This is a genomic window from Flavihumibacter sp. CACIAM 22H1, assembly GCF_001601815.1.
Classification (GTDB): Bacteria; Bacteroidota; Bacteroidia; order Chitinophagales; family Chitinophagaceae; genus Flavihumibacter.
In genome coordinates this window covers 32,802-46,363 of sequence record NZ_LUKG01000023.1, presented here as the reverse complement: position 1 = coordinate 46,363, position 13,562 = coordinate 32,802, and the positions used below count along the sequence as shown (strand labels likewise).

The window sequence follows — 13,562 nt, the reverse complement described above, 5'->3', positions numbered from 1 at the left end:
GTTTCTGACCGGATGGCAGATTTCGGTGCAAAATAATAGAAGAGGAAAACCATGAACAGTGTTAGTCCCACAAGTCCGGTTTCAGATAATAAACGCAAAAAGCGAGAGTTGGCATCCTGTTGGTTCTGCGCTCCGTAGCCCTTCAGGTAATTGGGGGGGAAATACTTTAAAAATGTTTTTTCGTAGATCAGCGGATGAGAGCCTAATCCGGACCCGAATAGGGGGCTTTCCAAAAACGAATCCCGGGCAATAACATAGTTGGAATACAGGGCAAAGGTACTTGAATTAGACTTGCCTGCTTCCTTTACGTCAATTTCAGCCGACAGAAATAGGGAAGTAGTATCGTAATAACGTTTGTTAAACAGCGTTACTGTATCAATAAGGTTAATAATTAGGAGCACGATAGGAAGAATCAACAACGGCGCGGCAACAATCCGGTTACTTCTGAGATTAAAGAAGTTATTTAGGTATAAGGCAAAGAATACAGAAAGCCCTATGCCCATAAGGGCTGTGGAGGAATAAGTTACCAGGTAGCAGGTTAATAAAATAATATACCTGAATTTTTCCTGTTTCCAGGTACGTTTGAAATAACAGGTATAATAGGCAATGGCCGGTGTTATAGCCATGGCCAGGTAAAATGGCTCACCCATAATTCCATATTCGCGGATAGTAAGTGGCCCCGCTACCGAATAAGGAGTTAAGTGAATACCAGCCAGGTGCAGGATATTATCGACCACACCATGTAAGGCCACCCAGAAAGCAAAGAACAGGTAATAGTTGAATACCTTCCTGATATCAAACCGAAAAACCAACAATACATTATAATAAACCAGCGCACTAAAGAGAATCCCGATCAATTGTTTCAGGAACTCGAAACCAAGCAGCCCTTTATAGGAAGCAACAAATACACTGCAAAGCGCAATTACGAAAACGCTCCAGTTGAACCAACGGGGTGGTAAGGAAATTTTCCGTCCTTTGTATATCAACGCAATTAAAAAAGCGAGGAACGCAATATAATAATAGTAAAAGTCGAACGGGATGCCAGCGCCCCGGATAGCTTTATCCAAGAAGATGGAAAAGATACAGAGTACAGCCAGTTTCTCAGTAATATCAAGTTTGTTTTGCTGCGTTTTCATGCTTACTCTTGCAAATTAAATCTATTTGTAATTCAAGCAACTATTTAATGTGTGGCATAGCAGGTGTCTATCATTTTAAGGGGAGAGCAGAGCTGAATGGAATAATACATTCCATGACCAACGCTATGCTTCACAGGGGGCCGGATGCCGGTGGTCATTTTGTGGAAGGTCCCATTGCGCTGGGGCACCGGCGTTTATCGATTATTGACTTGTCGCCGGCAGGTAATCAGCCTTATACCAGTGCCAACGGCAGGTATCATATGGTGTTTAATGGTGAACTGTATAATTTTCAGGATATCCGGCCCCGGATTCAGCAGCATGTGTTTCAAAGCACCGGCGATACGGAAGTGCTGATGGAAGCCTGGAGCAGGTGGCAGTTAGAAGCCCTGCCGTTGTTTAAGGGCATGTTTGCTTTTGCTGTTTGGGATAGTGCAGAAGAAACGCTTTGGCTGGTCCGAGACCGGATGGGAGTAAAGCCCCTGTATTATTCCCTGCTCGATGATCGGATCGTTTTTGCATCCGAGATCAACGCCGTTCTTGCTTCCGGTACTATCAGGAAAAAACTGAACAGGAATGCACTTGCAGGTTTTTTAAGTTATCAGTCTGTGCCTGGTGAAGACTCGATACTGGAAGGCATTCGGGAGGTGAAAGCCGGCTGGTATGTGAAAATAAAAAAAGGCGAATTTTATACAGCACCGTGGTGGCAGCTTAATAAGCCACTTGATATGGCTCCCCCCCTGACAAAGAACGAAGCCATTGCCAAAATCCGTCACCTGCTTCAACAAGCTGTGGAACAGCGATTGGTAAGTGATGTGCCCGTGGGCGCGTTCTTATCAGGCGGTATTGATTCCAGCGCAGTTGTTGCATTAATGGCAGAAGTAAGTACAAGGGCACCAGAAACCTTTACTATCAGTTTTGAAGAGAAAGCTTTTGATGAATCGGCCTATGCACAACTTATTGCTAAAAAGTTTAATACTAATCATCATACCATCGTTCAACGGCCAGAATACATGCTGGATAACCTACTTCCAGCACTAAATGCGATGGATACTCCAAGTGGCGATGGTATCAACAGTTATATTGTTTCCAAAGCCATACGAGATGCGGGCATAACGGTTGCGCTTTCCGGAATCGGGGGAGACGAACTCTTTGCCGGTTATCCTTTCTTTCACCAATACCTTCGGTTGCAACAATACCGCAACTGGTGGCAGCCTGCCAAACCTTTCCGTTATCTTGCGGCCGCATTCACAGGAGACGGATCTACTAAAAAGCAACGCCTGAAGCAGTTGCTGAAAGCGGATACTACAGGTATTGCGTCTACTTACCCGATTTTTCGTCAGATTCTTAGGCCGGCCCGGTCTTTTCAGGATCCCATACGGGCAAGCCTTCAGGCAATTGAAAACCTGCCGGATTTCCCATACTATTCACAGGTATCTATTGCTGAATACATGGGGTATACACAGTATACCCTGCTGAAAGATACCGATCAGATGAGTATGGCGGTTTCTTTGGAAGTAAGAGAACCCTTTTTCGATCATGAACTGGTGCAATATGTGCTGGCTGTGCCCGATTCCATAAAAAAACCAATTTATCCAAAACAGTTATTAGTGGAAGCACTGGGTGATCTGTTGCCGCCTGAAATTGTTCACCGAAGAAAACAGGGTTTTGTATTTCCCTGGGAAAAATGGATGAAAACAGAACTAAAGTCTTTCTGTGAAACAGCCCTCCAACGCTTAGCCGCACAGGATTTTGTAGATGGAAAGAAACTGCTTCAGCAATGGCAGCAGTTTCTTAAGGGCGACCCTTCTATCCGCTGGATTGAGATCTGGCTTTTTGTAATTCTTTCTCATTGGATAAATAAACACCAACTTGATTAAACCCGTTGTATTACTGTTTACTGATTGGTATTATCCAGGATTTAAAGCTGGTGGTCCAATACAGTCCTGCATAAACTTAGTGCAGGCTTTACAGGATACTGTCAGTTTTTTTGTGGTTAGTTCCAATCTCGATTTGGGAGATGCGCTGCCTTATGCCGCCATTACCCCTAACCAATGGGTGCCTGGCCGTTTTGGTGAGCAGGTTTGGTATGCTGATCGGGGAAAAATTAGCTCCCGGCAAATTAGGCTGCTCATAAAAACCGTTCAACCAACAGCGGTATATTTTAATAGCATGTTTTCTGTACGATTTACCTTGTTGCCACTTTTCCTGATTCGACGATATGAGGGTATAAAATTAATTCTTGCTCCAAGAGGTATGTTGCATCCAGGTGCATTGGGCCTGAAAGCCGGTAAGAAAAAAATCTTTCTGCGCATATTCAGGGGGTTGGGGCTGGATAAAGAAATACTTTTCCAGGCTACTACTAAAGAGGAAACAGGTTTTATACGAGAAAAGTTTCCGCATGCTGATGTAAAAGAAGTGGGAAATATACCTTCGTTTCGCCGACAGAAACCTGCCACTATTGCCAAGGAAGCGGGCGAGCTGAAACTGGTTTTTCTGGGCCGTATTCACCCCACCAAGAACCTTCTTTTTCTGCTTGATATTTTCCAGAAGTTTCCTTTTCGTGGCCGGGTGGAGCTGGAGATTATAGGTGAATCAGGTAATGAAACTTATGCAAATGAATGCCTCCGGCAAACTGCTGCATTGCCGCCACAATTCCAGGTTCGCTATTCAGGCGCTTTACCACATGCAGTTTCCTTAGAACATCTCCTGGAGGGGCATATGCTGGTATTGCCTAGTTTAGGAGAAAATTTTGGGCATGCTATCTTTGAAGCATTAATCAGCGGCAAGCCGGTGTTGGTAAGTGATCAGACCCCCTGGAAAGATCTTCAGGCTGTTGTTGCCGGATGGGACCTTCCCCTCCACAGACCCGATAAATTTGCAGAAGTGATACAACAGGTAATTGATATGAATCAGGACGAATACGAGCAGTGGTCTGCTGCTGCATTTCGGCTTGCTAACAATTATTTTAAAGAAGCTGCGTATAATAGCAGGTATCTAGAATTGTTTTCATGAGCAGAACCGATTTATCTAACTATTCTAACAGCTGGTATCCTCCTACTATTGGGGCGCCGGCCTGGAAACGCCTGCTTTGGTATTTTACCAGCTGGGTGTTTTTTGAAAGCACCTGGTTTCCGGTGATGGCGCCTAAAATTGCCCTTCTCAAAGCTTTTGGCGCAAAAATCGGGGAGGGGGTGGTTATCAAACCCCGTGTACAGATTAAATATCCCTGGTTATTGGAAATTGGTAAGTACAGCTGGATCGGTGAAGGAGTCTGGATAGATAACCTTTGCCGGGTTCGGATCGGAGCCAATGCCTGCCTTTCACAGGGGGCCTATCTGTTAACCGGGAACCATAACTATTCAAAACCCGCCTTTGACCTGATGGTTGCCCCAATTACCCTGGAAGATGGTGTTTGGATAGGGGCAAAAGCAATTGTTTGTCCGGGTATTACCTGCTTTTCACACAGCGTATTAACTGCAGGGTCTGTAGCCACCCGCCACCTGGAAGCCTATACCATTTACCAGGGCAATCCGGCTACGGGAATTAAAAAAAGAACCATAGCAGAATGCTGAAGCAACCACTGGTAACTATTATTACCGCTACTTATAACAGTGCTGCCACACTGGCCGATACACTCGAAAGTGTGGCCAGGCAAACCTATCCGGCTATTGAACACCTGGTCATTGACGGCGCTTCCACTGATAATACCGGGGCAATTGCAGCCCGTTACCCCCATGTTTCCCGTTTTGTATCGGAGCCGGATAAAGGCCTGTACGATGCCATGAACAAGGGTATACAACTGGCAAAGGGTGAAATCATCGCCATCTTAAACAGCGATGATTTTTATGCACAACCTACTGTTATTGAGAAAGTTGTGGAGACTTTCGAAAAAACTGCAGCACTGGCCGTTTATGCCGATCTGCAATATGTGGACGGTGAAAACACTGCAAAAATTGTACGGAACTGGGTTGCGGGAGACTATGATTCCCAGTTATTTTACTATGGCTGGATGCCCCCGCACCCTAGTTTTTTTGTAAAAAGACAATTGTATGAACAATGTGGCGTTTTTGATACCAGTTTCCGGTACGCTGCAGACTATGAGCTGATGTTACGGTTTTTACTAAGGTACCAGGCACCCACTGCCTATGTGCCCGAAGTAGCGGTTAAAATGCGGACCGGCGGACAAAGCAATGCGAGTTTCAAAAACAGGTGGAAAGCGAACCGGGAAGACAGACGGGCCTGGGATGTGAACGGTTTGACCCCGTATTTTTTTACCATACCTTTGAAGCCGTTTAGAAAAATTGGACAATTCCTTATCAAATAGTAAATATGTCGAAAGTAGCTTTAGTAACAGGGATCACCGGCCAGGATGGCGCTTACCTCGCTGAACTTTTATTGGAAAAAGGGTACATCGTACATGGCATCAAACGTAGGGCCTCCCTTTTCAATACCGACCGGATCGACCATCTTTATCAGGATCCACACGAAAAAAATGTGCGGATGCACCTTCATTACGGCGATCTGACCGATAGCACTAACCTGATCCGGATTATCCAGGAAACACAGCCGGATGAAATTTATAACCTGGCGGCCATGAGCCATGTGCATGTAAGCTTTGAAACACCGGAATATACCGCTAATGCCGATGGTATCGGAACCTTGCGCATACTGGAAGCGGTTCGCTTACTCGGACTAACCAAAAAAACCAAGGTATACCAGGCGTCTACCTCTGAATTATATGGATTGGTACAGGCTGTTCCGCAGAGTGAAACCACGCCCTTCTACCCCCGTTCGCCCTATGCCGTGGCAAAAATGTACGGCTACTGGATTACCGTCAATTACCGCGAAGCATACGGAATGTTTGCCGTAAACGGTATCCTTTTCAACCATGAATCACCCCTCCGTGGAGAAACATTTGTAACCCGAAAAATTACCCGGGGGGTTGCCAAAATTGCGCTGGGACTTCAGGATAAAATCTTCCTGGGTAACCTGAATGCGCAGCGAGACTGGGGACATGCTAAAGATTATGTTGAAGCTATGTGGCGGATCCTGCAGCAGGATGTTCCGGAAGATTATGTCATTGCCACCGGCGTAACCACCCCGGTACGGGAATTTGTAAGGATGGCTTTTGAAGAAGTGGGAATAGAAGTAGCGTTTCGTGGTTCGGAAGCTGCGGAAGTGGCTACGGTAGTAAGCTGTTCTAATCCTGATTTTCAGCTCGAAATCGGGAAGGAAGTAGTAGCTGTTGATCCCCGCTATTATCGTCCGACCGAAGTAGACCTGCTGATCGGCGACCCTACAAAAGCCCAAACCAAGCTCAACTGGAAGCCCAAATACGACCTCGCCGGATTGGTAAAAGAAATGGTAGCCGCCGACGTAGACAGCTTCAGGAAGGAAAAACTTTTGAAGGAATCTGGTTATTATGTTAAGAACCAGTTTGAATAGTGAAGGTAAGCAACCGGATAAACGAAAATAAAAAACAGGTAAAGATCAACGAAGGGTAAGGAAATGATGGTAGCATAACTGTCTAGCTTTTTCCTTTCCCCTCTTCCCCCTATTATGGATATCAATAGTAAAATTTATATCGCTGGCCACCGGGGAATGGTAGGTTCGGCAATCATGCGACGATTACAGAGCGCGGGTTTCACCAATTTTATTACGAGAACTTCCGCGCAGCTTGATTTGCGTAACCAGGCTGCAGTAGGAGAGTTTTTTGCGTTGGAGAAACCTGATTATGTGTTCCTGGCAGCGGCCAAGGTGGGCGGTATTCATGCCAACAATACCTTTCGGGGCGAGTTCTTATATGATAACCTGATGATCCAGAACAATATCATTCACAGCAGCTATCAACAGGGCGTGAAAAAATTATTGTTCCTGGGTTCTTCCTGTATCTATCCAAAACTGGCGCCGCAGCCACTAAAAGAAGAATACCTGTTAACCGGGGAGCTGGAGCCTACCAATGAGCCCTATGCTATTGCTAAAATTGCGGGCATCAAATTATGTGATGCGTACAGGAGCCAGTATGGCTGCAATTTTATTTCAGTAATGCCTACTAATTTGTATGGCCCCAACGATAATTACGACCTCAATAATTCCCATGTGCTGCCTGCACTGATCCGGAAATTTCATGAAGCCAAGCTGTCCAGCGCCCCTTCTGTAACCATGTGGGGTACAGGTACACCGCGTCGGGAATTTTTACATGCCGATGACCTGGCCGATGCCTGTTATTACCTGATGCAGGAATACAATGAGCCTGGATTGGTAAATATTGGGGTGGGAGATGATATTGCTATCAAAGACCTGGCCTTGCTGGTACAGGAAGTGGTGGGATATGAGGGTACCATTGAGCACGATCTGACCAAGCCGGATGGCACCCCCCGGAAGCTCATGGATGTAAGCAAGCTGCATTCTTTCGGTTGGAGGCATAAAATAGCTTTAGCCGATGGCTTACGGCAGGTATATGCCGAATTTGTGGCGGAATATGGTAAATAACCAAAAAAATGGGGTATAGCTGACAGTAAGCTTGAGTTTGGTATGATTATCCCTTAGTTTAGTGATATGAACAGGGACCTTATCAAAATCGGGATTATTGAAGACAATAATTACCTACTGGAAAATTACCGCGAGTTTTTCTCGCATTACAATGATATACAATTATTATTCACCTACCAGAGCCTGGAAGAATGGGAAAGCAGCGGCGGTCATCTGCATGATCCGGATATAATTCTGCTAGACCTTATTTTACCGGGAAAAGACGGAATTGAAGGAATAGGCCTGCTTCGGCGGGCTTTTCCATTTGTGAAAATCCTGGTGATTTCGGGCGATGACCGGCAGGAAGCCATCGTAGACAGTATTAAACAGGGGGCAAATGGCTTTCTGGTTAAGCCTGGCCAATTGGCGGAAGTATACCGTGCCGTGGTAGATATTACACGTGACGGGGCTTACTTATCCCCAAAAGCAGCAGCACGCCTTATTCAGCATGTAGGGGCTAGGGTGGAGGATCAGCTTTCCAAAAAACTCACTAAAAGAGAGTTGGAACTGGTTCTCTTATTAAAAGAAGGTTTAACTTATAAAGAATTGGCGGAGAAGATGTTTGTATCTGTTTATACCGTTAATCACCACCTCAAAAAAATATACCAGAAGTTATCCGTCGAAAGTAAAAGTCAATTAATAAGCAAAGTGCTGAATAAGAGCTTTTAGATAGTACTTTTGTTCAATATTACTCAATTGAGTAGTTTTTAAAGGAATATGTGGCAATACTTTTGCACGGTCGAGAAACGCATGCCGGAAACCAGTTCGATTCCATCCGATTTAAGGGGTTACTAGCAATGCTGGCTACCTGGTAGCCAATCGATATTTCTTTGTATTTACCTTACCCTGGTTGCATACATCTATGTGACTGAGGAGGCGAAGCTATTACAGATGTCAAATCATTTCTGCTTTATTATACCAAGAACGCCAAAGCGGTTCAGAACCGTTTTCCGGGAGTTTTTGTGGAAACAGACTTTGTTATCCCTGAAAGCACAGGTATATAACAATTGGCAGGCGATAGTTGTTGGCGAGCAGGAAGAGTTGGAGGATGAACGGTTTATTTTGCTGGAACACGATTTAGTGGAAAAGAAAAAGAAGCTTTGTTTCGCGCTAGAATATATCCGTACGCTGCAGGTACAACCGGATTTTCTGATCCGGCTGGATGATGATGATTTATTTTCTTCTATTGCTTTAGAGCAATTGAAAGAGGTAAAAGCTGATTGCATTGCAGATGGTTATCATGGTTTTGTAGAAATCCTTACCGGAAAAATATCCCGGCAAAAAAGAAATTGGCTGGCTAACACAGTAGCCCATAAGACAACACATGCCTATCAATTGACAGAAAACGGTAATCTGGAGTCTTATTTACTGGTGCCCTATTACCAGAATCGTACTATTTTTTGGACCTCCAAACAGCAACCCTTGTACCTAAGAGTGTTGGCACCCGGTTCCATAACTTCAAAAGCAGCCAATAAAACGGATAAGCCAGCAGCGGATTACCTGAATTATTTGCTGGGTTTTGGAAGCTGGTCTGGTACTTCGAGCGAATTGAAAGGATTTGAACAATCATTTCTAGCCTTAAGGGCGGGCGTTTCATTACTAACGGATACTGGTATGGAAGAATTTAATTTCCCATTGATACCGTTGATTAAGAACCGTTTGTACGAACTAATGGAAAAATTTAGTACCGGAAAATAATAGTATTAACCTGAACAATGAATAAAGAAAGAAAAGTAGCGGTATTAGGCCTCGGTTATGTGGGCTTGCCGCTGGCAGTGGAATTTGCCAAAAAATTCTCTACGGTAGGATTTGATATCAACGAAAAAAGAGTACAGGAACTTAGAGAAGGCAAAGACAATACACTGGAAGTGTCTGATGAAGACCTGGCATCGGTCAAAGGCAAATTGCGCATTTCTGCTAATTTGGATGACCTGAAGGATTGTACACATTATATAGTAACCGTACCCACACCGGTAGATCGGTACAACCAGCCCGATCTCACGCCCTTGAAAAAGGCCAGCGAAACAGTTGGTAAAGTATTGAAAAAAGGGGCTATTGTTATTTATGAGTCAACTGTATATCCGGGAGTTACCGAGGACTATTGCGTGCCGGTGCTGGAGAAGGTGAGTGGGTTGTTATTTAATACCGATTTTTTTGCAGGTTATTCACCGGAACGTATTAATCCGGGAGATAAGGAAAGAACATTAACAAAGATCAGAAAAATCACCTCCGGTTCTACGCCAGAAGTGGCGGCCGAGGTGAATGAGCTTTATAGTTCGATCATTACAGCGGGTACCTTTCAGGCGGCGTCTATTAAAGTGGCAGAAGCTGCTAAAGTAATTGAGAATGCCCAGCGCGATATCAATATTGCCTTTGTAAATGAGTTGGCCAAGATCTTTAACCGGCTGCATATTGATACCCGGGCAGTATTGGAAGCGGCTGGTACGAAGTGGAATTTTCTTCCCTTCCAGCCTGGGTTGGTGGGCGGCCATTGTATTGGCGTGGACCCGTATTATCTGGCGCAGAAAGCACAGGAAACGGGGTATCATCCGGAAATTATACTGGCGGGGCGTAGGATCAATGATGGTATGGGCGAGTATGTGGTATTACAAATGATCCGTCAGCTCAATCGCCGCGCATTGCCTGTATTGGGAGCGAAGGTGCTGGTGCTGGGACTGACCTTTAAGGAAAACTGTCCGGATATCCGGAATACGAAGGTGGTAGATATCATTCATCATCTCAAGGATCAGGGGGTAGAGGTAGATATTTATGATCCCTGGGCAAGCAAGCCGGAAGTGGTACATGAGTATGGGTATGATATATTTACGGAAACGACTGAACTCGGCCAGAATTACGATGGGGTGATTTTAGCGGTGGCGCATAAGCAGTTTCTGGAAGGGGAAAGTTGGAGGACGCGTTTAAAGCCAAACGGCGTATTATACGATGTAAAAGCTGTTTTACCGGTAGGAGAGGCAGATGCAAGATTGTAAATCAAAATGATGAACGAAATTAAAATAGTCAATCTTCCTAAAATCTCTGATCCAAGGGGGAATCTGACATTTATTCAAGCACCAGATCATATTCCATTTCAAATAAAAAGAGCTTTTTGGATGTATGATGTTCCTGGAGGAGAAATTAGGGGTGGGCATGCATATAAATCCCAACACGAAGTAATTATCGCGTTAAGCGGAAGTTTTGATGTTATCATTACCGACAGAAACAATAATAGACAGATTTTTCATTTGAACCGGTCCTATTTTGGACTTTATATGCCACCAGATACATGGCGTCATATGGAAAACTTTTCTACAAACTCTATTTCATTACATCTATCGTCAGAGATTTATAGTGAAGACGATTATATAAGGGATTTCAATGAGTATAAATCTGTCAAATAACCTGGTAACATCAACAGTATTTGATTGCACTGTATTAGAGCTGCCTAAAATTTCAATGCAATCAGGTTCAATCACATCGATTAATAACAACGATGATATCCCTTTTTGTGTGGAAAGGGTTTATTACCTGTATGATGTGCCATCCGGTGTTGAAAGGGGTGGGCATGCACACAAAGACTTATTTCAGTTAATTATACCTATAGCGGGGTCATTTGATATTATTATTTCCGATGGGAAACATAAACGGACATTTTCAATAAATAGACCAAATTATGGTTTGCTAGTTGTTCCTGGAATTTGGAGAGAGTTAAATAATTTTTCTTCTGGATCTATTTGCATGGTATTAGCTTCAGCGGCATATGATGAGAATGACTATATACGAGATTATGATGATTTTTTGAAAATAAAGAATAAAGTATGATTATTCATGAATTGGCAGATGTTCAAACTTCAGAAATTGGAGTAAATACCAGGGTCTGGCAATTTTCGGTTATTCTTAAAGGGGCAAGAATTGGATCTAATTGTAATATAAACTGCCATACATTCATTGAAAATGATGTAAATATTGGAAATAATGTAACAGTGAAATCTGGCGTCTATTTATGGGATGGAATTACTATTGAAGATGATGTTTTTATTGGCCCTAATGTAACTTTTACAAATGATAAATCACCCAGGTCAAAGAAGTATCCTGAATCATTTCAGAGAACATATATTGATCAAGGTGCTTCAATAGGGGCTGCAGCAACAATTTTAGGAGGCGTAACAATTGGAGCATATGCTATGGTTGGCGCTTCAGCGCTTATTACTAAATCGGTGCCGCAAAGGGCTTTGGTTGTAGGACATCCGGCAAGGATTGTTGGCTGGTTAAATAAAGATGGCACGAAAATGACTGAAGAAAACGGCTGTTTCAAGGATCAGGATGGGTCAATTTGGATTGTAAGAAATGATGAATTAATAAAAAAATGAAGATTCCTTTTTTAGATTTTACTTTTATGCATTCTGCTATTAAGAAAGAAATGGCAGCAGCATTTGAACGAGTGTATGATAGCAATTGGTATATCCTTGGGGAGGAGGTTAAAACATTTGAAAAGGCTTATGCTCAATATTCAGGAACCAATCACTGTATTGGAGTAAGTAATGGGCTTGATGCAATTGTATTAAGTTTGAAGGCCTTAGGAATTGCCTCGGGTGATGAAGTCATAGTTCCATCAAACACCTATATCGCTACCGTATTAGCAGTTACATCAGTAGGGGCAATACCTGTATTTGTTGAACCAGATCTTCGATACTATAATATTGATCCTAAAAAAATTGAGCAATCGATTTCGAAAAAAACGAAAGCAATCATTGCTGTTCATCTTTACGGTCAAATTTGTGAGATGGACGCAATTATGCAGATTGCAGATAAATATCAATTGTTCGTTATTGAAGACAATGCTCAGGCGCATGGTGCAAACTATGAAGGGAAAATATCTGGAAGCTGGGGTCACGTGAATGCGACGAGTTTTTATCCAGGTAAAAATTTGGGAGCGCTGGGCGACGGAGGTGCAGTTACAACTGATTCGGAAAAACTTGATGAGGCAATAAGGGTGTTAAGAAATTACGGATCAAGAATAAAATATGAGAATGAGGTGATTGGGAACAATATGCGTCTGGATGAGATGCAGGCTGCTTTCTTAAAAGTTAAACTTGAAAGACTGGGTGAATGGACAAAGCAACGAATTGAAATTGCAAGTTGGTACAATGAGTTGCTAAGAAATGTTGGCGGTATAATTCTTCCCGAAGTACACGATAAAGCATCCCATGTATATCATTTATATGTTATCAGAACAAAAGAAAGGGACAAGCTGCAGCATTACCTGATGGAACGAGGAATTGGTACGTTAATTCATTATCCTATTCCTCCACACCTTCAGGCTGCTTATCGATACTTAAACTTCAAAAAAAATGATTTTCCAATCGCAGAAGAAATTGCAAGCACCTGTCTAAGTCTTCCATTATGGCCGGGGATGGAAAAGGATGAAGTTGAATATGTAACTAATCAAATAGAAAAGTTTCTTGGATAAGATTTTTGACAGAATATTTTTTGTAAAAATGTGAATGTTGGCTAATTATAAACAAATATTTAAAGCAACTTCTATTTATGGTGGAGTGCAGGTTGTGACGATCGTTATTAACCTAATTAAATCTAAATGTATTGCTGTTTTTTTAGGGCCGGCTGGAATGGGTATAAATGGGTTGATAAATTCCACTATAACTCTTATATCGACTTTAACTAATTTGGGTTTGAGTTCAAGCGCTGTAAAAAATGTCGCTGCCGCATTTGGAACTGGTGACATTAGGAAAGTGGCAGTTGAAATTGGAGTTTTAAGGAAGCTAGTTTGGGTGACTGGATGTATTGGTTCAATAGTAGTATTAGTTTTATCTCCAGCATTAAGTATTTGGGCTATTGGTAATAAAGATTTGCAATGGGCTTTCTATATTGTTGCGTTTA

General features: G+C 43.0%; 15 protein-coding genes. 14 read left to right on the top strand and 1 reads right to left on the bottom strand.

What is annotated here, in order from left to right:
• Positions 1 to 1,136 (bottom strand): O-antigen ligase family protein (locus tag A1D16_RS08630; protein WP_290708959.1); only part of this gene is annotated, 1,136 nt, incomplete at its 3' end.
• 47 nt (positions 1,137 to 1,183) lie between these two features.
• On the opposite strand from A1D16_RS08630, the gene asnB reads away from it, so the two are divergent.
• The 14 genes from asnB to A1D16_RS08560 all read left to right on the top strand — a co-directional run.
• Positions 1,184 to 3,013, top strand: coding sequence for an asparagine synthase (glutamine-hydrolyzing) (asnB, locus tag A1D16_RS08625; protein WP_290708958.1), 1,830 nt, complete (start codon positions 1,184 to 1,186; stop codon positions 3,011 to 3,013).
• The gene (locus A1D16_RS08620; RefSeq protein ID WP_290708957.1) at positions 3,006 to 4,148 is read left to right on the top strand and encodes a glycosyltransferase; all 1,143 of its coding nucleotides are present in this window, start codon (positions 3,006 to 3,008) and stop codon (positions 4,146 to 4,148) included. Before asnB ends, A1D16_RS08620 begins: the two co-directional genes overlap by 8 nt.
• The gene (locus tag A1D16_RS08615; protein WP_290708956.1) at positions 4,145 to 4,708 is read left to right on the top strand and encodes a WcaF family extracellular polysaccharide biosynthesis acetyltransferase; all 564 of its coding nucleotides are present in this window, start codon (positions 4,145 to 4,147) and stop codon (positions 4,706 to 4,708) included. Before A1D16_RS08620 ends, A1D16_RS08615 begins: the two co-directional genes overlap by 4 nt.
• Complete coding sequence (locus A1D16_RS08610) at positions 4,702 to 5,460, top strand: glycosyltransferase family 2 protein (protein ID WP_290708955.1); 759 nt, start codon at positions 4,702 to 4,704, stop codon at positions 5,458 to 5,460. The genes A1D16_RS08615 and A1D16_RS08610 overlap by 7 nt, the downstream gene beginning before the upstream one ends.
• Before the next feature lie 5 nt (positions 5,461 to 5,465).
• On the top strand, positions 5,466 to 6,581 hold the full coding sequence (gene gmd, locus A1D16_RS08605; protein ID WP_290708954.1) for a GDP-mannose 4,6-dehydratase: 1,116 nt from the start codon (positions 5,466 to 5,468) through the stop codon (positions 6,579 to 6,581).
• A 114-nt stretch (positions 6,582 to 6,695) separates the two neighbouring features.
• Positions 6,696 to 7,628 carry a GDP-L-fucose synthase gene (locus tag A1D16_RS08600; protein ID WP_290708953.1) on the top strand — a complete coding sequence of 311 codons (933 nt, stop codon included), beginning with the start codon at positions 6,696 to 6,698 and terminating at the stop codon, positions 7,626 to 7,628.
• A 66-nt stretch (positions 7,629 to 7,694) separates the two neighbouring features.
• Entirely contained in the window at positions 7,695 to 8,336 is a 642-nt protein-coding gene (locus A1D16_RS08595; RefSeq protein ID WP_290708952.1) for a response regulator transcription factor, read from the top strand.
• 222 nt (positions 8,337 to 8,558) lie between these two features.
• Positions 8,559 to 9,365, top strand: a complete 807-nt coding sequence (locus A1D16_RS08590; protein WP_290708951.1) for a hypothetical protein — start codon at positions 8,559 to 8,561, stop codon at positions 9,363 to 9,365.
• A 17-nt stretch (positions 9,366 to 9,382) separates the two neighbouring features.
• The gene (locus A1D16_RS08585) at positions 9,383 to 10,657 is read left to right on the top strand and encodes a nucleotide sugar dehydrogenase (protein ID WP_290708950.1); all 1,275 of its coding nucleotides are present in this window, start codon (positions 9,383 to 9,385) and stop codon (positions 10,655 to 10,657) included.
• 9 nt (positions 10,658 to 10,666) lie between these two features.
• The gene (locus tag A1D16_RS08580; protein WP_290708949.1) at positions 10,667 to 11,065 is read left to right on the top strand and encodes an FdtA/QdtA family cupin domain-containing protein; all 399 of its coding nucleotides are present in this window, start codon (positions 10,667 to 10,669) and stop codon (positions 11,063 to 11,065) included.
• Positions 11,043 to 11,486 carry an FdtA/QdtA family cupin domain-containing protein gene (locus A1D16_RS08575; RefSeq protein ID WP_290708948.1) on the top strand — a complete coding sequence of 148 codons (444 nt, stop codon included), beginning with the start codon at positions 11,043 to 11,045 and terminating at the stop codon, positions 11,484 to 11,486. Before A1D16_RS08580 ends, A1D16_RS08575 begins: the two co-directional genes overlap by 23 nt.
• Positions 11,483 to 12,034 (top strand): acyltransferase, encoded by a 552-nt coding sequence (locus tag A1D16_RS08570; RefSeq protein ID WP_290708947.1) that lies wholly within the window; start codon positions 11,483 to 11,485, stop codon positions 12,032 to 12,034. Before A1D16_RS08575 ends, A1D16_RS08570 begins: the two co-directional genes overlap by 4 nt.
• The gene (locus tag A1D16_RS08565; protein ID WP_290708946.1) at positions 12,031 to 13,134 is read left to right on the top strand and encodes a DegT/DnrJ/EryC1/StrS family aminotransferase; all 1,104 of its coding nucleotides are present in this window, start codon (positions 12,031 to 12,033) and stop codon (positions 13,132 to 13,134) included. Before A1D16_RS08570 ends, A1D16_RS08565 begins: the two co-directional genes overlap by 4 nt.
• Positions 13,135 to 13,168: 34 nt before the next feature.
• Positions 13,169 to 13,562 (top strand): oligosaccharide flippase family protein (locus A1D16_RS08560; RefSeq protein WP_290708945.1); only part of this gene is annotated, 394 nt, incomplete at its 3' end.